Origin of the sequence: Enterococcus sp. RTP21361st1_A6_RTP21361_211029 (assembly GCF_040910045.1) — a bacterium.
GTDB classification, from domain to species: Bacteria; Bacillota; Bacilli; order Lactobacillales; family Enterococcaceae; genus Enterococcus_D; species Enterococcus_D gallinarum.
On record NZ_JBDGBK010000031.1, the window covers coordinates 1 to 20979 of the forward strand.

Consider the following 20979-nt stretch of genomic DNA (forward strand, 5'->3'; position numbering starts at 1 on the left):
AGATATGGACATAATTTTGTATTTACAATGAAACGTTTAGCAGAAACGCATTCTAGATTGACTGTTGTCAATGACCAATATGGACGTCCAACATGGACACGGACATTGGCTGAGTTTATGGTATATATTATTGAGAACGATGCTGATTATGGGGTCTATCATTTATCAAATGACAATAGCTGTTCTTGGTATGAATTTGCCAAAGAGATTCTTAAAGAAACTGAAGTTGAAGTTGTGCCAGTTACTTCAGATGAATATCCACAAAAAGCAAAACGACCACAATATTCAGTAATGGATCTTACAAAAGCTAAAAATACAGGTTTTGTGATTCCTACATGGGAAGAAGCACTGTCTGATATGGTTGCGTCTTTAGATAAACAAGAAAACTAGAAAAAGAGGGATTACGATGAAAGTTTCTGTTTTTGGTTTGGGATATGTAGGATTAGCAAATGCCTTATTATTGGCACAAAACGAAGAAGTGGTTGCTTATGATATTGTTGATGATAAGATTGACCAATTGAAAAAGAAAATATCGCCCCTTGAGGACAAAGAAATTCATGAATTTTTGGCTAGAACAGATTTGGCAATTGACTTTACCAAAGATTTTGATAGAGCCGTTACGTTTGGTGATGTTTTGATTATTGCTACACCGACAGACTACGATGAACATAAAAATTATTTTGACACGTCAACTGTGGAAACAGTCATCGAAAAAGCTTTGGAATTGCGACCAGAAGCCGTGTTTATTATCAAATCTACTGTGCCTGTTGGGTATACTTTAGATGTTCAGAAACGTTTTAATACAAAGAACATCTTGTTTTCACCAGAATTTTTACGAGAAGGGAAAGCATTATATGATAATTTGCATCCTTCACGTATTGTTGTGGGGGAACGCAGTGATCGAGCAAAAGACATTGCAGATATGTTTAAAAGAAATGCACGGGAAAATAATATTTCAGTGCTTTTAACGAATCCAACAGAAGCTGAAGCAATCAAATTGTTTTCGAATACGTACTTAGCATTACGGGTTGCCTACTTTAACGAGCTAGACACGTATGCAGAAGTAAGAGGACTAGATTCACGACAAATTATTGAAGGTGTTGGTTTAGACCCTAGGATTGGTTCCCACTATAATAATCCATCTTTCGGCTATGGTGGCTATTGTCTGCCTAAAGATACGAAACAATTGCTTGCTAACTATGATAAAGTTCCTAATAACATTATTCAGGCAATCGTAGATGCTAATACGACCCGTAAAGACTTCATTGCGGAACAAATCATTGATCGCCAGCCAAAAACTGTAGGAATCTATCGATTGACAATGAAAGCCCACTCAGACAATTTCCGCTATTCTTCTATTCAAGGAATTATGAAGCGTATCAAAGCTCATGGAATTAAAGTTGTTGTATACGAGCCTTCTTTAAAGGAGAAAACCTTCTATAACTCTGAAGTGATTGATGACTTTGACTCATTCAAAACTATTTCAGATGTGATTGTAGCAAACCGTATGGAAGATGCGCTACATGATGTAGAAGATAAAGTATACACAAGAGATTTGTTTGAAAGAGATTAAAACTTTGAGAAAAAGGAGGCCAAATTTCATTTGTTGAATGCGGCTTTCTTTTTTATTTTGAAGATCACTTTAAAAATTAAATTTTTTTCTCGATTCTTGAAATGATCCGGTAGAGGTTGAGAAAGACTTTAATGTCGAGTATACTTTTTAAGGATAGCTTTGAATAGTTTTACCGTAAAAAAGACTAGTGGAACTTTAAAGGAGAAAATGATGTTCGAGCGTAGAAATAGAATTTTATTGAAAGAATTAGTTAAAACAGATTTTAAATTAAGGTATCAAGGAAGCATCATGGGCTATGTATGGTCGGTATTAAAGCCATTAATGTTGTTTACAGTAATGTATGTGGTCTTTGTGCGTTTTCTAAAATTTGGGCAAGATGTACCACATTTTGAAGTTGCATTACTATTAGGAACCGTTTTGTGGAGCTTTTTTAGTGAAACGACAAATTTAGGAATGTCCTCAATCGTTACCCGAGGTGACTTACTTAGAAAATTAAGTTTTCCCACGCATATAATTGTGATTGCTGTATCGATCAATGCTTTGATTAATTTGGTGATTAGCTTAGTTATCGTCTTATTGTTCGCTCTTATCAATGGAGCAGATATTTCAATTTATGCTTTTTTAGCTCCGCTTCTTTTGATTGAATTATATGCCTTTTCTTTAGGTATTTCTTTTATTTTGGCAACTATCTATGTTCGCTTTAGAGATATTGGACCAATCTGGGAAGTTGTGCTACAAGCTGGATTCTACATCACACCGTTGATTTATCCAGTTACTTTGGTTATGAATATGGATGTTAGGATTGCAAAATTATTGATGATGAATCCGATGGCTCAAATTATTCAAGATATGCGACATATTTTAACAAGTCCAAGTAATATAACAGTCTGGCAACTAGTCAATACAAAGTTGATTGTCGCCATCCCATACATCCTGCCATGGATAGTTTTAGTTGCAGGATACCTGATTTTTAACAAAAATTCGAAAAAATTTGCGGAGATTATTTAATATGAATAATGAAATAGCGGTTAAAGTTGACCATATAGGAAAATCGTTTCGTCTTCCTACCGAAAGTACAACGAGTCTTAAAAGAACGATTGTTAATTACTTTAAGGGAATCAAGGGATATAACGAACAGAGAGTATTGAGAGATATTTCCTTTGAAGTGAACAAGGGAGACTTCTTTGGTATTGTAGGAAGAAATGGCAGTGGTAAATCAACACTATTAAAAATCATTTCCCAAATCTACACACCTGAGAAAGGATCTGTTGAAGTCAACGGAAAACTTGTATCTTTCATTGAGTTAGGTGTAGGTTTCAATCCGGAGCTCACAGGAAGAGAAAATGTTTATTTAAATGGAGCAATGCTAGGTTTTTCCGAAAAAGAAGTAGATGAAATGTATTCTGATATTGTTGAATTTGCTGAATTATCGGATTTCATGAATCAAAAGTTAAAGAACTATTCTAGTGGAATGCAAGTCCGACTGGCATTTTCTGTAGCTATACAGGCAAAAAGCGATATCCTAGTCTTAGATGAAGTATTAGCAGTCGGTGACGAAGCATTTCAAAGAAAATGTAATGACTATTTTATGAAAGCCAAAGATGAAAAAAAGACAATTATTCTAGTTACTCATTCAATGGAATCTGTTCGTAAATATTGTAATAAAGCTATGATGATTGATAAAGGCGAAGTAAAGATCATCGGTACCCCTGATGATGTGGCCAATCAATACTCATTAGATAATGTGACTCAGACTGGATCAGCGACAGTCATTGATAATCAAGATAAACAACAAAGTCCAATTACTGATAAGAAAGATGATGAAAACAGATTTATCAAGAATCTTAGAGTAAAATTATTGTCTGATGAATTGATTGAAGCTAACAACAGAAAAATTGAATTCGAAATCTCTTATGAAGTGATTGAGGAAATCAAAACGTATATTGCATTCTCTATGACAGATATTGATAGAAACATCTGGGTATATAATGATAACTCACTAGATTATATGACCGATGGTCTCGGAAAAAAGAAATTTCGCTATCAATGTACATTAAATGAACTTAATGGGTGTAAAATCCGGTTAGGTGTTTCAATTCGTGATGAATCAGATCAACCTTTTGCTTTCTCAGATAGTGAAAATTCCCCAATCATCATTATCTCACCTGAAATAAGTAAGTCTAAAAGTGAAAGGATTTCATCCAGTGGTTTGATAAAGAGAAATGGTCATTGGTACGCTGATTAACCAGTAAACAAAATTAGAAATTATAATGAGGGTGAATAAGATTTATGGTGCTAGTATCGGTTATTGTGACTTGCTATAATCATGAAAAATATATAGAGCAATGTTTAAATAGTGTCCTCTCACAGACATATTCAAATATCGAGTTGCTTATTATTAATGATGGATCAACAGATAATTCAGAGACAAAAATCAAGAATACGTTGAAAAATGCCCAAATAAAATATGAATATATATATCAGGAAAATAGTGGTGTATGTGTGACAAGAAATCGGGGCTTAGAATGGATGAAAGGGGATTATGTACTTTTCATTGATAGCGATAATTATTTGGATCTTGATTATATTGAAAAGATGGTTTTAGTAGCTGAACAAGATGGTGCGGATATTATTTATACAGATCTAATCAATGCAGCAACTCAGGAAGTATTTAAAAAAGCCATACCCTTTGAACTAAAATCATATTTATCAAATAACTTTATTGATAACTGTTCATTGATCAGAGCTTCTAAAATTAACGGTGTCCGATATGATATAAATTTAAACCGTAAAAAATTAGTCGATTACGATTTTATCATGAATCTTATATTGGTTAATAAAGCAAAACCTCAAAAATGTAATAATACTAAGTTAAATTATCGCGTGTTGTCAGATTCTATTTCTAGATCTGGAGATCATGGAACAGATAGATATTATTATGATGTTTATTTTTATATTTTAAAAAAACATGTTACTAGTTATCCAAAAGAAATATTTAATGCAGCCTATAAGAATGCGATGATATTAGAAGGACGTTTAAATGATCTAACACAACATTTAGCGGATCTAACTAAGCACGTGAACAACCAAAATAGCATGATCAATACATTAGAGACTGAAAAAGAAATATTGAATGCTGAGAAAGTAAAGCTAAACAGTGAAAAGACAAAAATTGAAGATGAATTGATTCAAGTGCAACAAAATAGTGAAAAAGAATTAGCTACTTTGAATCAAATCATTCAAACGTTAGAAAACGAAAAATGGGAGATTATTCATTCAAAATCTTATCGATTTGGTAACTTTTTTATTAAACCATTTAGCTATTTTTTAAGAGGAGTAAAAAATCCATCTCTTATCTTGAAAGCTGCTAAAAGAATAATGAGACATGTAAAAAAACAATATTCAAAAATTGTGACTCCTAAAACGTTGTTTTTTAAAGTAAAAAGGACTGTTCAGCGAAAAAAGAACAATTATCTGTCTCCTTCGAGAATGTTGATTTATGTAATCTATGAAGATCAAGAATTCTTGCAACAGTATAAATTGCTTTTCTTGAAAGAACTGAAAAAATTTTGCACAGATACATTGATCGTAGTAAATGGAAATCTTCCTCAAACAGATATTGATGAATTGCAGAAGATTGGGCGTGTAGAAGTAAGAAAGAATGTAGGGTATGATACAGCCGCATTTAGACATGGTATTTTGCTATTAGGAAAAGAAAAGTTAGCTCAATACGATGAGTTATTATTAGTGAATGATACAAACATTGGTCCTATTTATGATTTACAACCTTTTTTTCAGAAAATGGCTTCACGGGAACTCGATTTTTGGGGAATCTCTTATGGGGAAGAGTATACTGATTTTACGAGTCTAAATAAATACGGCTACATTCCGTTACATTTACAATCTTATTTTTTGGTAATCGAGAAATCTCTCCTTTCTTATCATGGATTTTATTCCTATTGGCAAGACCTTAATGACACGAATTCAAGAGACAAAGCTATCGGTATGCATGAAACGGTTTTCACTAAACACTTTTCGGATTTAGGATTTAAACATGGTGCGTTCACAGATAAAAATGAAGATAGTGCGATGTATATCCATCCTTTAGAAATGCTTAAGGAAGGTGTGCCAATTATTAAATATGCCGCCTTATCTAATTACACAGATGAAAAATTTGTTTGGCAAGGATTAAGTCGAAAGACTGAAATTCCCGAATTGATTAATTTTATTAAAGAAAAAACGGACTATCCTTCTGAAATAATCGTTCAATCAATAGAAGAAATAAAAAAAGCTGATGCTGAAAAATATATATTGGTAATAGACGGTGTTGAAAACGTTATTCCACAATTAACTAAATATAGAGTCGAAAATAAAATTGAGCAATTAAAAAATCTCAATTTTCGAGTTAAGTTAGTTGGTCTTTCTAAACTAAAATTAAGTGATGCAGAAAGAGCTAGCCATATTATCATCTATCGTGCTCCTTATAACGAGCTTTTAGTGAGCATGGTGAAACTTGCCAAAGAATATCATAAACCAGTTTTATATGATATAGATGATTTAGTAATCGATACTAAATATACAGATCAGCTATCATACGTACAAGGTCTATCTAGAATTGATAAACAAAACTATGATGCTGGAGTTATTAATTATGGTCGAATGTTAAGTTTATGTGATTTAGCTATAGCTTCAACTGATGATCTAAAAAGAGAACTAAAAAATTATAAACCTCAAGTGATTTTAAATAGAAATCTAGCAAATCAAGAGTTGTTGACGGTTTGTGAAGCAGTCTCAAAAATATCAGATGATCAATTTGTCCATATAGGCTATTTTTCAGGATCAATTACTCATAATGAAAATTTTGAAATGATTTTACCAGCTGTTTTAAATATCTTAGAGAAATATAAACAGACAAAATTACATTTGGTAGGTCATTTAGATATTCCAAAGGAATTAGCTGCATTTGAGAATCAAATCATTACTCATCCTTTTGTTGATTGGCGCGAACTACCTCAACTTGTTAAGAATGTGGATATAAATTTAGCACCTCTCGTAGATTCGGTTTTTAATAGAGCCAAATCTGAAATCAAGTGGTTAGAAGCAGCTCTATTGAAAGTACCTACAATTGCTAGTGACATTGGATCCTTTAAAGACATGATCATTGATGAAGAAACTGGCATTTTAGTAGAATCTAAAGATTTGTGGTTTGAAAAATTAGAACTTCTGGTAACCAATAAAGAGTTGAGAGAATTGATTTCTGACAATGCCTTTAATTATGTAATGAAGCATTGTACAACTTTACATCATAATGATGAGTTGACAGAGTATTTATCAAAAACAAATTTTTATTAATAATAAAATTAGCGTTAGGGATTTTATACTTAAAGGAGAAAAAATGAGAACAATTCTATTTGTTTCGCCAACCGGCACCTTGGATAATGGTGCGGAAATTTCTATAGTCAATTTAATGAAATATTTAGCTTCAAATGGATATAAAATTATCAATGTAGCTCCAGTTTATGGGGCAGTAACTGACAATACGTATTCAACCTTTTGTAAGGCTAACGGCATTGATTGCTATTTGATAAACAATCAAAGATGGTGGTGGGAAGATGCACCCGCACATTTATTTGGAACAGAAGAAGAGCGAGTAGCTTCTTTCAGGGACACGATTAAATGTATAACAGAATTAATCAACAATAACAACGTGGATGTTGTAGTGACAAATACAGTTAACATGTTCCAAGGAGCAATTGCAGCTGCAGTAGAATCTGTACCGCATATTTGGTTAGTACATGAATATCCTGAGAATGAATTTGCTTATTATAAGGATAAAATAGACTTTATTGATCAATTTTCTTCTGCTATTTTTTCGGTAACAGGTAATTTAAACAAAGAATTAAATAAAATTTTTAAAAATCGAGAAATTAAGTCCTTTGCTCCCTATACTGAATTGAAAAGCACCAATATTCAATCAGGAACCAAAAGGAGAATTATTTCTGTTGGTAGGATAACTAAGAGAAAAAATCAATTAGAGTTAATCAAAGCTTTCAAAGAATTAAATGAAAAAGACCTAGAGTTAGTTTTTATCGGTGGTTGGGATGAAGAGTATAAACACGAATGTGATGAATATATTAAAAAGCAAAAAATCTCTTCTATCACTTTTACTGGGAATAGTGATAATCCATGGAGCCTCGTTACAGATAAAGATATTTGTGTTTTTACATCAAGCTTAGAAACTTACGGATTAGTGTATGTAGAGGCTTTATTAAACGGTATACCTGTAATTATATCAGATAACCCAGGTCATCTATCTGCGTATAGTATGTTTAAGCAAGGTGAGATTTATCCCCTTGGTAACCTATCGTCTTTGAAGGACTCTATTGAGAAATTAATGCATAATTTTGAAAAAGAAAAACATCAAGCTGTGACGTTTATAGAAACTGCCCAAAAGAAATATCAAATAAAAAACGTATACTTAGAATTGATTGAAGAGATAAATGAACCTAGTTCTAATGATAATTCTATAAGACATTTAAAAAATTTATTGACAGTAAATGAAAAAAAAAGCAAATTAGCTAAATTAGAATTAAGAACAAGAAGTTTTATGCAAAGAGTAGCGTATAAATTGCATCTTAAATGAAAACAGTCTAAAAATAACTATTAAGCGTTGGGGAGTTGTAAAAATGGTCGTAAATAAAATCCGCGAACCACAAAGCATTTTTCTCATCTTAGCTACAATTTTTATAGGGATTTCTGCATTTTTAATGCCTATCAATAGAGTACCAGACGAGATGAGTCATGCGAGAATGGCATGGAGTTCGATATTTGCTAAAAATGATTCAAGTTTTGATTGGATGAACAGTGTTAGCAAGGATACAGAGATAAATAAAGTAGAATACAAAAAAATATTCACTGAAAAAATTGATTTGTCTCATGAAAAATTTCAGCCTAGTTTTGAAATAAAAAGAATCAGACATATACCGCAACTTATTGGAATGGTGTTAGGAAGTATTTTTTATCCTTCAATTGGAGTGATGGTAACTTTAGGCCGTTTATTTAATGCACTTTTTTACATTGGTAGTATGTTTTATATAATTAAAAAGACTTGTTATGGGAAGTGGTCCATGGTTTTATTGTCATTGCTTCCTATCATGGTTCAGCAAGCAGGGTCGTTGTCCTATGATGTTGCAAACTTTATTGTTATTCTGGGCTTTTTTGCTTTCTTAAGTATTTTAATTGAGAAGCCAAAAATCGATTTAAATAGAATATTTCAAATTGTATTGTTCGCAGTAGCATTTTATATAACTAAAGTTAATAATTTTCTATTTCTTTTGTTATTGTTACCTATCCGTTTTAATTTTACAGGTCAATTGGAGTTTTTAGAAAGCTTAAATCAATCAATAAGGAAACTACTGACTAAGTATAAGTTATGGGTAATAACGATTATATTGGTAGTAGGATTTATTGGTGCTTTTAAGATGCTTAATGGTGTAGATGGTATAAGAAACTTAATTTTAGTATTAATAAGAACATTATTTAACAATAATTTAAATGATCATTTGAATAGCATTTTAACTGTTGGAATGTTTGGTTATATAGGGTTATTTACTATTCAAATACCTCTCTGGATAATCTTCATAGACGTAGCATTATTAGCTTATGTTTCTGCGCTAGAGTCTAAAATCATTGTGAGTAAATGGTTTGGCATTTCAGCATTGGCGATTATTGTTATTCAAATTGTAGCAATTATAGCAGGTATGTATTATGCATGGACACCTCTAGTTTTAGGAGATAATGCAAAAATTTCAGTAGGGGCGCAAGGAAGGTATTTCACACCATTTCTAATTTTCTTGGTGCCATTTTTTATCTCTTTAAAAAAATATTTAAAAGTTGAAATGAGTCCAAAGTTTATTAGGTTGACTGTTATAGCAACTTTGTGCCTTAACTTTATTGTTTCACTGGGTCTTTTATTAGAAACTTATTGGCAATAAATGTTTGTATTGCTTGGTGAAAGTTTTATTTGAAATGATGGTTTTACACTATATATGTCTTGATAAATCACATTAGTTACTAAATCCAAAACGATTAGAACTGTCAAAAAGAACTAGGCACTCAGTTAAGAAAATTAAGGAGAATTTCCAAAAAATCTGGAGGTGGACAGCCAAGTCACAGTATATCTGGTTGGTGATGTAGTAAGGTTAAAACTCTTCAAATAAGTTCTTAGCGGAACAGTATCGATTCTACTAATTCTCATGAAAGAAATACTCCGGTTTTTCCTTTTTTGGTTCTTTGTTAATAACAAGTGATGAGTTATATAGAAATCAAATCTGAGACAGAATAAACTTCATTCTGTCTCAGATTTTTTGTTATTGACTTTAGTCAGTTTCGTTTGCTTAGCGTAAGAAACAAAAAAACGTGCGTTTCTACGTGTGGATGAAATAGCTTTAGCGATAAAAATCTCCTTTCGATATACTAATAATGGCTACCAACTGCATATCAGATCGAAAGGAGATTTTTTATGTCTAACGACGATAAAAGTTTAGCACATACGAGATGGAATTGTAAGTATCACATAGTATTCACCTCTAAGTATCGACGAAAAGTGATTTATGGAAAATTAAGAGTAAGTATTGGCCAGATAGTAAGAAAATTGTGAGGAATGAAAGACGTTGAAATCATTGAAGCTCATGCAATGCTTGACCATATTCAACTGTTAGTAAGAATACCGCCAAAGATTAGTATTTCTAGTTTTATGGGCTATTTAAAAGGACCAAGAGCAACCTTAATCCATGAAAAACATGCGATTTTGAAATATAAGTATGGGAATAAAAACTTTTAGTCCAAAGGATACTTCGTGAGTACAGTTGGGTTAAATCAAAAAACGATTGAAAAATATATTCGAGAACAAGAAGCAGATGATCGAATTAGAAATAGTATAAGTAAACAAGAGTATGTAGATCCATTTAAATAGTTAAAGAGAGATAGTGTTGTGAGTGGTTGGGGGGCATTTAAAAAGCCCCTTTTAAGAGGCTAGTTTTTAACTTCATGACTTTAGTAAACTCCACTCACTCAACGTTCTCAATTGGATCTAAAGACATAATAACATTAGGGCTGATAAATTATTTCTGATTCATCAGTCACATAAATGATAGAGCCAATTTTAGAGAAAGGCTATTTTATACTACGCGGAATGAGTTGGTTATTCATAATAAATAAGTTTTAGTATTTAAGCACAATATAACAGCTGTAATACAGGTTCAATTGTATAGAGTCTATTGAACCGAAAAAATCATAATTAATCAAAATCGTATAATCGCCAATTTGATATCAAAGTATTCAATTTGGTACCATAATTAGGATCTGTTGCATAAGTATTGGTTAGAGCTTTAGTGGCATCTTTAAAAGATGATGTATTTTCACGCCAAACACCTTGATATCGTAATGAATCCCAGCTGACACCATTTCGAATACGCTTAGTATATCCGAGAGCAGAATTTTGAAAGTCCTTATATTTTGAAAATTCTGCAACAACACTATAATAAATGCCTTTTTCTTCATCCCATTCTTGTGTTTCATATGGATATATTCCAATTGCGTCTTCATTATTACGGAATTTTAAGCCAAAATAATTTTGAGCATTTTTTGCTAATGCACTAGTCCCATAAGATGATTCTAAACATGCTTGGGCAAGCAAAACAGAAGGATATAATTTAAATTTTTGTCCAATCTCTCGGGCTGTCGAAATATGTTTATTAATAAAATCTGCTTGCTTTTGGGTAGTTCCTAAAGAAGGATCGGCCTTTACCATTCCATAAAAAGCAATATTTCCATTGCTGCTAGTTGGAGCAGGATGGTTTTTCGTTTGAATCATGATTTGAATAGCTTCCATTCGATAGGCTAATCCAAGACTTCCGCTAGGCTCATCATTTTGTGACCACTCAGTCCAACCTTTTTTTTGAATATGCGTTCGGTAATAAAGGTTATAAGTGTTTGCAAGCTCCCCTGTCAGATGAATTTGGATAGCTTCTAAACGCTTTGATTCACCTGAAGTACCTGCAAATTCGCCATTTGAGTGATAAGGTTGCCAGCCATAAGATTGAACATGCACCCGGTATTCCATACCACCACTTAATAAAGGGTCAGAAACAGCTAGTGAAATACCTTCAATACGTTTTGCGATACCTGTTGTTCCTCCAGAAACACTTAGGATTCCTGATGTCGATTTATTACCTTGTGACTGAATATGACTGGAGAGAGTTAATTTTGGCAAACTTGCATAAAAAGGATTGTCCTTTTTACCAGGTGCAGGTTTGTTTTTGTCAACAATAGATATTTGAAGAGCCTCAATTCTTTTAGCTATAGAAACAGTTCCCGCGGGCACACCATTAGATGCCCAATCCAGCCAACCTAATGTTTGAACATGTACTCGGTAGTAAATATCGTATTTTTTTGCAAGCTCATCGGATAGCTTTATTTTGATTGCTTCCAATCGTTTGCTTTGTCCTATAGATCCTGCAACTTCTCCATCTGAAACATAATCTTGCCACCCATAACTTTGAACATGTGCAGAATATTCAATTTTCCCTTCTGTAACAGATAATGATAGTGCTTCCAATCGTTTGCCTTCACCGGTTGTACCAGCAGATACGTCACTACTAGCAGGAATTTCTTGCCATCCATAACTTTGAATATGACTAGATAATTTTATAATTGGAATTGTGGTAGCTAAGTCTGCGATTTTACTATTATCAAGACTGCTATCCTCTATGATATATGTATCGCGTGACTCTGTTGTTCCAAGGCTTGAATCTTGAATTTCAAAATCAGTTGATTCAGTGGTCATGTCTTCGGATATTTGATTATTCGATGTACTATTTGTTGTTTCTGAATTAGGAACATCAAATGGTTGGCTAATACTGTCTTCGGAAAGTGTACTTTGCTGCTCATCAAAGTTATTTTCATTTTCGGCAAATACAGGCAAAGGTAAATTCGCACTTATAAAAAGGATAGAGAGAAGAAATATGCAACCTTTTTTTCTTTTCAGTTAAATCACCCCTAATATTTTTTTAATAATAACATAATTTTTGAGTAAACGTTACCTTTTTAATAGACATACAAATTATTAGCCGCCATGTCAAAGTAAAATCTCATTCATTAATCAGAGAAGCGGTAGTATTACAATAAGTGTAAAACTAATCTATCCTGTGGTAGTGATTCAGAAACTAACCTTTTGAAAAAAATTACTAGAAATAAAATCTTCTCAAAGAGATTATTTCTAGTAAATTAAACTACTAATTCTGATTCAATCAAAATTAATTTATACTTTTTATAAAATAGATTCAAGCGAAGTTGGGGCTTTTAAACTACGACCTAAGAGAGAGTATTAGTTCTTTACTTCGAGATCTGATCCTTGCATAATTTTCTGATTGTAATAAGAGGAATTTTTGCTAAGTTCATTTTTAAAGGTATCGATACCTAGTTGTTCCATAAGTGTTTTTTTATCAGAAAAAAGGTTTGTTCCTAGCCCTAACCTATTATCTTCTATTTCCACACCTAAAGAAGCGAGTGTTGTTGGGAAGAAATCCAATGTAGAAAAAGTTCTTTGTTGACTGTTTTCTGGAGATATTGGGGAGTTGAGAAACAAATTAAATACTGTTCGTTCATAACTCTCCTCAACTGAAGAAAAGAAATTTGAATCCATACTTAAGTGATCACCTGTTATTACAATAGTTGTATTGTCATAGAAACTTTGTTGTTGAACCCAGTTGATAAAGCGACCAATTAATTCATCAGAGTAGTGAATGACGTTTCTATATTGATTATCAAATAGGATTGGGGTGTTAGCAGTCATAAAACCATCAGGGAAGTGCGTGTCAGCAGTCAAAAGCGTAACATTGAATGGTTGCTTAGAAGAAGCCATTTCGTTAATTGTTTCTTTGGCAAATTCGAAAAGTTTTTCATCCTCATAACCCCACCATACTTTGTAATCATTAGGAATCCATTCTTTTTTTACTGCATAATTGTAATCCCTGATCTCATAGTTACCATGTTGCGAATAGAATTTATCTCGACCACCAAAGCCAGCGTCAGAACCCATTAAGATGGTCTGATTATATCCCTGTTCATCTAGAATTGTTCCTATAGAGGTTAATCCGGGCATGAAACTTGTAGCATTCCCATATTCATTTTCGTTGTAGCCACCGGTTACTTTTAGAGGAACTCCAGCACTTTGAGCAACCATCCCGCCAACTGTAAAACCAACACCAGGGACTTGAACAGCACCTCCTAGGTTATTTTGGTGAGAGAAATTGATACCCTGTTCACTTTGTGCGAATTCTGATAAATGAGGCAATAAATTTTCATCTTGTATACCGCCTAAATCTTTAGAAAGAAACGCTGACTCTAGTGATTCAACATATATATATAGATAAGATTTCTTTTTTTGAAGGAAAGGTAATTTTTACATCATGTGGGTCAGTGAAATTATCTTCATAAAGAGTCGATTTTTCAAAAAAATAAGCTTTTAGTTCGCTATAACCTATCGTAGAAATTCCCCCTAAAATACCCGTACTCATTACTATGAGGCTAACTATAGTTAAGCAGATTATTTTTTTGAAGAAAGGACATAAAAATTTGTGTTTTTGTTGGACCAAACGAAAAGAAAAAAGAACGATATAGAAAAACTATTAAAAACGTAATTATAACTGTATTAAGGAGAGGACCAAGAATAAAAGTATAAACTTGGCCAGCATCAGTACCAGTCAAAGGTTGGGATAATGTATACAACATTTCATCAATACCTACATTACCAAAAAAAATTTTAGTCCAAGAAGCACTTTGATAAACAAGGATTCCACAAAAAGACAGTAGTCCCACGAAAGAAAAAAGAGTTGTAATCAAGAAGAATGATTTAACTGATTTATATGTGTAATGCGTTGCTCTATGGAAAAAGAAAAATATCAATAATATCCCAACAGCTATCACAAGGCCTAAACCATAAACTTTAAATGAAAAATCTTCTAACTTAAATGATAATAAATTGGCACGCAACATGGTTAAACCAAGAGACCTAGAAACAAAAGCTGTTAAAGAAATCTGGAATGCTGTTATTACAATTGAACGTGTAAATCTTAGAATAAAAAAATCATCTCTACATGTTAATATAAGGACTAAAAACAATACCAAAGATACATACATAATATTCCCCCATCAAAAATAGTATTGATTAAATTATACAATAAACTAACATACAACGTAAAAAAAACACTTTAAGTATTTCACTTTTTTGAAGAAGTTGAATATATTTTTTTTCTTAAGTTAGTAAAAGGAAAAAAGAAGTTTCCAGATTATCAGTTGAGAATTGTTAGAATGTCGAGTATAATTTTTTAAGATTGGTTATAATATATAAAATCTAATTAGTATAAAGGAAAAAAAATGCTTACACATACATTTATTATTTGCGCTTACAAGGAATCTCCATTTTTGGAAAAATGTATTCAGTCTTGTATTAATCAAATTAGTGTGAAAAAACAAGTCTCTCAAATTGGTCTTTACACAAGCACGCCCAACGAGTATATAATAAATCTTGCGGAAAAATATTCAATTCCACTATATACTAAAGAAGGTGGAAGTATTGGGAGAGATTGGAATAATGCGCTAAGTTTTGTACAGACAAAATACGCAACGATCGTTCATCAAGACGATATTTATCTAAAAAATTATGGAGAAGAAATTCTTAAAACTTTTGAATTAAATAAAACTGCTACCATTGTTTTTACCGATTATGAAGAAATTGATGGAGATGGTAAGGTTAGGAAGCGATCAGTCAATCTCAAAATAAAAACTTTTGGGCTAAAAATGATGGATCTGATACCAATCAAGTGGTATCAAAGAAGAATTTATGCATTTGGAAACTTTATTTGTTGTCCTGCTGTTTCATATAATTTAGATTTGTTAAAGACATTCAAATTTAACGAAAATATGCGGATGGCAGTTGACTGGGATGCATGGGAAAGAATCATGAAGCTTGAAGGAAAAATATGTTTTATTCCACTTAAAGAGATGCAGCATAGAATTCATGCAGGCTCAGAAACAACTGCCACTACAGTTGACAAAACAAGAGAACTTGAAGAATTTGAAATGTATCAGCGATATTGGGGAAAAGGTATCGCGAATATCTTAATGAAATTCTACGTTCACAATCAAAAAAGCAATCAATTATAGGAAAAGTAAGGGTGTAAAGCGTGAATCCGAGAATACTATTGATTATTCCAGCATACAATGAAGAAGAAGGAATTCTAGAAGTTGTTACCAAAGTTGAAGAATATAGAAAAAAGTCACCTTATAATCTAGATTATATCGTAATTAATGATGGCTCTACAGACAATGAGGAGATCGTGCTATTAGAAAATGAAATTCATCATGTGGAGTTGGTTAATAATCTTGGCATCGGTGGAGCTGTTCAGACGGGGTATCTTTATGCTCTCGAAAAAAATTATGACGTTGCAATTCAATATGATGGAGATGGACAACATGATATCGAAAGCATTCCTTTGTTAATTGAACCAATTATTAAAGACAGAGCGGACTTTACTGTAGGTTCAAGATTTGTAGAGGATAGCGAATCGACATTTAAATCTACTAGCGCAAGACAGCTAGGTATCAAGATATTGTCAAGTCTTATTTTTATGTTAACGAAAATTCAAATCAAAGATGTCACCAGTGGGTTTCGTGCTGGTAATAAGAAGGTAATCAAGCAGTTTGCACAGAGATATCCAAGTCAGTACCCAGAACCAGAAAGTTACATGCATTTACTTGCAAAAAACATACGTGTCAGAGAGGTTGGAGTAAGAATGTTTGAACGAGCCACTGGACAATCTAGTATTAATTTATTTGACTCTGTTGCTTATATGGTCAATGTGTCTCTGTCTATTTTGATTGCATCGCTCATAAAAAAGGAGGAATCGTAAAATGCCGTTTCAGCTGCAAATAATTGCGATCTTTTTATCTATCGGATTTTTTTTATTGACCATTTACCTAATTCGGAAAGATCACGCAGAAGTACGTCAAATGAATAAGTGGCTTTTCCTTGGTATAGTGATGTTGCTCGCTGCATTTTTCCCAAAAGTAGGAACAAAAATTGCACACTTTTTGGGGATAACCACACTAACTTCACTGGCACTATACAGTTTAACTGCATTTCTTTTATTTATCACGTTAACAACTAGTATAACTTTGATAAAGACTCAAAGGCAGGTTAAAACATTGACACAGCAATTATCTTTTCTAAAAAAGGAAATAAGAGAATTGAAAGAAGGAAAAAAATGAGAGGCATCTATTTTTCCCAAGACCTGTCCCATGCTGGTGGAATCGAGAAAAAAATATTTCGACAAATTGAAGAATTTGAAAATCATGGCTTTACGATTTGCCGCCAAATAAATCCTAAACGAAATATTGGTCACTTGTTTCTTAATCTAGTTCCTTTTGTTTCAAAACAATACTTTGTAGAAAAAGGCATTGATTGGACAAACTATGATTTTGTTTACTTAAGAAAAAGTGCTGTATTAGATAAGAGTGTGATTGATCTGTTAAAGGAAATAAAAACAGTAAATCCGCATATGAAAATTATTTTGGAAATTCCTACATATCCTTATATCAACGAATTTAAAGGAATAGTGAAGTGGGACATTCAACTAAAAGAAAAAATTTGGACTCCAAAACTAAAAAAATATATTGACCGGGTTATCACATTTTCTGATGATGAAGAAATCTTTGGTATTCCGTGTATTAATCTTTCTAACGCTTATGATTTTAGTCGCCCAATTAATCAATTAGAAAAAAAAGATCAATCTCTTCATCTTTTAGGCGTTGCTGCGCTTTGCTTCTATCACGGATATGATCGTGTAATTCTAGGTATGGATAAATACTATAATTCTACTGGGGAAAAACGCGATGTATTTTTCACTATTGTAGGGGACGGCCCGGTACTGAAAGACTATGAAAAGATGGTGTCACGGTTTCATTTGGAAGACAAAGTGAAATTCATGGGAAGAGTTGATTTTTCTGAGCTCGATGAGTTTTATCAAAATGCCGACATTGGTATTGATTCTTTAGCAAGACATCGTTCGGGAGTGACGTATAACAGCAGTTTAAAGGGGAAAGAATACTTAGCCAAAGGGTTACCAATACTTTCAGGTGTTAAAACAGATCTAGATGGTAGAAATTTGCCGTTCTATTATCGTGTACCAAGTGATGATACGCCAATTGATATTTCAGATTTAGTTGAATGGTATGATGAATTACTTAATGATTCAACAAAAGAAGAATTAAGCAAAATGATTTTTAACTATGGAAAAAATCATTTTAGTTTTGAACAGACATTTGCTCCAGTAATTGATTATTTAAAAGGTGCAAAATATTAAGTTGTAAAATTAGCATGACAGTTTCTGTTTGAAGTGTTTAGGAGTATTTATATGATTGTGTACGATTCTTTAAAAACAAACATATTAAGATATTGAGATGTCGTCGTAAATGATGGCTTGTCGGATACTAGAAATTTAGTGCGCTCTATTACTAAAAGCGGCAAGGTTACTAAGGATCAAAGTGAACTTAAAAAATCAGAAATTATCGAACCCGTATAGTTGAAGATCTTTTTTTAGAACTAATGGATAAAATTTTCAATATTTCTTTAGTAGATAGATAAAGTTATCATTACAGAACGACTGGAAACTCAACACTCAAGAGTTTAATGGATAAAAATATATTAGTTTCATCCAGAAAAATAAACTTACAGAAATATTTCTTAAAGAAATCATTCAGAAGTGCAGCATCACTTTTACAAACAAGCACTAAGCCTAATGGTTTTATTTTGGTTAAATGTATTCAATATAAAATTCTTTTATAAAAGTTAATATGTATAATTTATTTTTTAACATTCAAAGTGGATTTTATGTCAAAGATAGGAATAAAAAAAAGAATGTAATTGCAAAACTAATGAACAAATATCTAGTTAAACGGGAAGTAGGATCAATCATATGGATGAAAAAATAGGAATTTTGATTCTTAATTACTTAGCTTATCAAGATACTATCGAGTGCATTGATTCATTGCTAAATCAAACATTCCAGAATTTTGAAATCATTATCATTGATAATGATTCGCCAAACGATTCTTACGAAGTTCTTTCTGAGAAGTATGCCCATTCTGAGATTGTTACTGTCTATTGTACTGAAAAAAATCTTGGATTTGCAAAAGGAAATAACTTTGGACTAAAAATTTTTAAAGAGCGTGGCATTGTAAAAGTTCTAGTGATCAATGGAGATACTTTATTTGAAGATAGAAATTTATTAGAGAAATTACTAATGATACCATATTCTAAAAATATCGGGATGATTGGTCCGGAAATTTTGAGTAGAGATGGGAAAAATCAAAATCCTCTTAAAGTTAAGCTGAGGAAAAGAAACGATTTGCTTTTACAAAAGATCGAGCTGATATTTTTAGAACTATCATTAAGATTCAATATCTATCCTGTTCTCAAGAAATTAGCGACTCAGTTGTCTAGAAGTAAGATAACGCAAGAAACTGTCATAAACGAAGAAAAAATCTTGGACCCTAATGACGAAACTTTACATGGTGCGGCGATATTTTTTACTGAAAACTATTTAAAATCGTATAGTGGATTTTACCCGGAAACATTTCTTTATTTTGAAGAAGATTTTCTAGCCATTATTTGCCAACGGCTAGGTTTTAGGCAGTTATATGCACCGTCTTTGAGCATCTATCATAAAGAAGATGCTTCAAGTGATTTGCTTTACGATAATAATAGTAAAAAATCTTATCTTTTTAAAATCAAATATGCAAAAAAAAATCTGGCCCTCGTCAAGGAAATCTTTTCATTGTCTACTCATGAATTAAAGAAAAGGATGCGTAACTAGATGAGAAATGCGTTTAAATCTGGAATGATATTTACTGCAATAGGACAATATAGTAACGTTTTAATTCAGTTATTAATAAATGTTATTTTATCAAGACTAATACCGGTTGAGGAATTTGGAGTAGTTGCGAACGTTCAAGTGTTTTTAGTTTTTTTTCAAATGTTTGTTACTGCTGGCTTAGGACCTGCAATTATTCAAAATAAGAAAATGAATGAAAATGATTATGGTATTGTTTTTAACTATACGGTTCTATTTGCAGTGATCTTGGCGCTAGGTTTTGGATTTTTTGGAAGTGTTGTAGCAATTATATACGGAAATCCTATTTATAAACCATTATTTTGGTTTATGTCGATTATCGTTTTATCGGAGGGAATGAATGTTGTCCCAACAGCTATTTTAAATAAAGAATTGAGATTTCGCGCCCTGAACCTACGATTACTTTTCTGTAATCTTTTCGGAGCAATTGTGGGTATTGTTGCAGCTTTTGCAGGTTTGGGTGTATATGCATTGATATTAAGCACCGCAGTTCCCGCTATGGCTACTTTATTTACAAATTTTGCAATCGTAAAAATTCGTTATACTAAAAGCATGGATTTTAAGCCGGTAAAAACACTGTGGACTTTTGCAAGAAACCAATTAGGCTTTACTATATTAAATTATTTTTCTAGAAATTCTGATAATCTATTGATAGGTAAGTTTTTGGGTCCAACCTCATTGGCAAACTATCAAAAAAGTTATCAAATGATTACTATGCCGAATACTGTTTTTTTAGGAATTATTTCTCCCGTATTGCAACCTGTTTTGTCTCACCATCAAGAGGATGTGAAACTGATACGAGAGACATTTTTGAAAATCATTCATGTGTTAGGGCTAATAGCTTTTCCCTTGACAGTGTTTATGGTCATAAATTCTAAAGAAATAATCTTATTTCTTTTTGGAACTCGTTGGCATGATGCAATTCTTCCTTTTTCAATTTTAGCTTTTAGTATTTGGGCTCAAATGCTGACGTCTGCAACAGGAAGCATTTTTATGGCTAGAAACCATTCTAAAACATTATTGAAAACGGGAATATTATCAACTTTTCTAATTCTAGGATTTACTCTCGTAGGGGTTACCTTTTCATCAATTACATATGTTGCTTTATTTGTTTGTATAGCATATATCCTGAATTTTTTTACTTCCTACTGGATTTTAATGAATAAAGTGTTGGATGGAACACTTTTTGATGTTTTGAAGGAGCTTATTACTCCCATTGTGATAAGTGGAATTTTAAGTATAGTGTTATTAATGTTTAATATGCTTGTTGTGTTGAATGTGAATCTCTTTCTTCTTCTGTTAATTAGGGGAGTTCTTTGGGCAATTATTCTATTTGGCTCGTTAGTCATCACAGGAGAATATAAAAAAATAAAGTCTATTTTTTAAAAGATTTTTTATTTAAGATAATAATTAAGGTTCTGAGTCTCTTTTATT

Annotated in this window: 16 protein-coding genes and 1 pseudogene; 14 read left to right on the top strand and 3 right to left on the bottom strand. The window is 32.2% G+C overall.

Going from position 1 to position 20979, the window contains the following annotated elements; genetic code table 11:
* The 8 genes and pseudogenes from AB5Z52_RS07535 to tnpA all read left to right on the top strand — a co-directional run.
* On the top strand, positions 1 to 390 hold a 390-nt coding region (locus AB5Z52_RS07535), incomplete at its 5' end, for an NAD(P)-dependent oxidoreductase (protein ID WP_368266870.1).
* Between the two features lie 16 nt (positions 391 to 406).
* Positions 407 to 1573, top strand: coding sequence for a nucleotide sugar dehydrogenase (locus tag AB5Z52_RS07540; RefSeq protein ID WP_156247284.1), 1167 nt, complete (start codon positions 407 to 409; stop codon positions 1571 to 1573).
* A gap of 207 nt (positions 1574 to 1780) precedes the next feature.
* Complete coding sequence (locus AB5Z52_RS07545; protein WP_156247285.1) at positions 1781 to 2581, top strand: ABC transporter permease; 801 nt, start codon at positions 1781 to 1783, stop codon at positions 2579 to 2581.
* Between the two features lies 1 nt (position 2582).
* Entirely contained in the window at positions 2583 to 3818 is a 1236-nt protein-coding gene (locus AB5Z52_RS07550; RefSeq protein WP_156247286.1) for an ABC transporter ATP-binding protein, read from the top strand.
* Positions 3819 to 3862: 44 nt separating this feature from the next.
* Complete coding sequence (locus AB5Z52_RS07555) at positions 3863 to 6925, top strand: rhamnan synthesis F family protein (RefSeq protein WP_257602753.1); 3063 nt, start codon at positions 3863 to 3865, stop codon at positions 6923 to 6925.
* A 43-nt stretch (positions 6926 to 6968) separates the two neighbouring features.
* A complete protein-coding gene (locus AB5Z52_RS07560; RefSeq protein ID WP_156247288.1) occupies positions 6969 to 8216 on the top strand; it encodes a glycosyltransferase family 4 protein in 1248 nt (415 codons plus the stop codon).
* A gap of 43 nt (positions 8217 to 8259) precedes the next feature.
* Positions 8260 to 9567, top strand: a complete 1308-nt coding sequence (locus AB5Z52_RS07565; RefSeq protein WP_288551625.1) for a DUF2142 domain-containing protein — start codon at positions 8260 to 8262, stop codon at positions 9565 to 9567.
* 527 nt (positions 9568 to 10094) lie between these two features.
* Positions 10095 to 10547 (top strand): annotated as a pseudogene (gene tnpA, locus AB5Z52_RS07570) (IS200/IS605 family transposase).
* A 324-nt stretch (positions 10548 to 10871) separates the two neighbouring features.
* Here the strand turns inward: tnpA and AB5Z52_RS07575 are convergent.
* From AB5Z52_RS07575 to AB5Z52_RS07585, 3 genes are all read right to left on the bottom strand, one after another.
* Positions 10872 to 12557 carry a glucosaminidase domain-containing protein gene (locus AB5Z52_RS07575; RefSeq protein WP_288551770.1) on the bottom strand — a complete coding sequence of 562 codons (1686 nt, stop codon included), beginning with the start codon at positions 12555 to 12557 and terminating at the stop codon, positions 10872 to 10874.
* A gap of 402 nt (positions 12558 to 12959) precedes the next feature.
* The gene (locus tag AB5Z52_RS07580; protein ID WP_368243439.1) at positions 12960 to 13997 is read right to left on the bottom strand and encodes an LTA synthase family protein; all 1038 of its coding nucleotides are present in this window, start codon (positions 13995 to 13997) and stop codon (positions 12960 to 12962) included.
* Between the two features lie 164 nt (positions 13998 to 14161).
* On the bottom strand, positions 14162 to 14773 hold the full coding sequence (locus AB5Z52_RS07585) for a hypothetical protein (RefSeq protein WP_288551771.1): 612 nt from the start codon (positions 14771 to 14773) through the stop codon (positions 14162 to 14164).
* Positions 14774 to 15010: 237 nt separating this feature from the next.
* On the opposite strand from AB5Z52_RS07585, the gene AB5Z52_RS07590 reads away from it, so the two are divergent.
* The 6 genes from AB5Z52_RS07590 (at position 15011) to AB5Z52_RS07615 (ending at position 20931) form a co-directional block, all read left to right on the top strand.
* Entirely contained in the window at positions 15011 to 15799 is a 789-nt protein-coding gene (locus tag AB5Z52_RS07590) for a glycosyltransferase (RefSeq protein WP_156247292.1), read from the top strand.
* 20 nt (positions 15800 to 15819) lie between these two features.
* Positions 15820 to 16545 carry a glycosyltransferase family 2 protein gene (locus tag AB5Z52_RS07595; RefSeq protein ID WP_257602749.1) on the top strand — a complete coding sequence of 242 codons (726 nt, stop codon included), beginning with the start codon at positions 15820 to 15822 and terminating at the stop codon, positions 16543 to 16545.
* A gap of 1 nt (position 16546) precedes the next feature.
* Positions 16547 to 16903 (top strand): DUF2304 domain-containing protein, encoded by a 357-nt coding sequence (locus tag AB5Z52_RS07600; protein ID WP_156247293.1) that lies wholly within the window; start codon positions 16547 to 16549, stop codon positions 16901 to 16903.
* Positions 16900 to 17997, top strand: coding sequence for a glycosyltransferase (locus AB5Z52_RS07605; protein WP_288551772.1), 1098 nt, complete (start codon positions 16900 to 16902; stop codon positions 17995 to 17997). The genes AB5Z52_RS07600 and AB5Z52_RS07605 overlap by 4 nt, the downstream gene beginning before the upstream one ends.
* A gap of 612 nt (positions 17998 to 18609) precedes the next feature.
* A complete protein-coding gene (locus tag AB5Z52_RS07610; RefSeq protein ID WP_156247295.1) occupies positions 18610 to 19509 on the top strand; it encodes a glycosyltransferase in 900 nt (299 codons plus the stop codon).
* Positions 19510 to 20931, top strand: a complete 1422-nt coding sequence (locus tag AB5Z52_RS07615) for a lipopolysaccharide biosynthesis protein (RefSeq protein WP_156247296.1) — start codon at positions 19510 to 19512, stop codon at positions 20929 to 20931. It abuts the gene before it with no gap.
* The last annotated feature ends 48 nt before the right edge of the window (positions 20932 to 20979 follow it).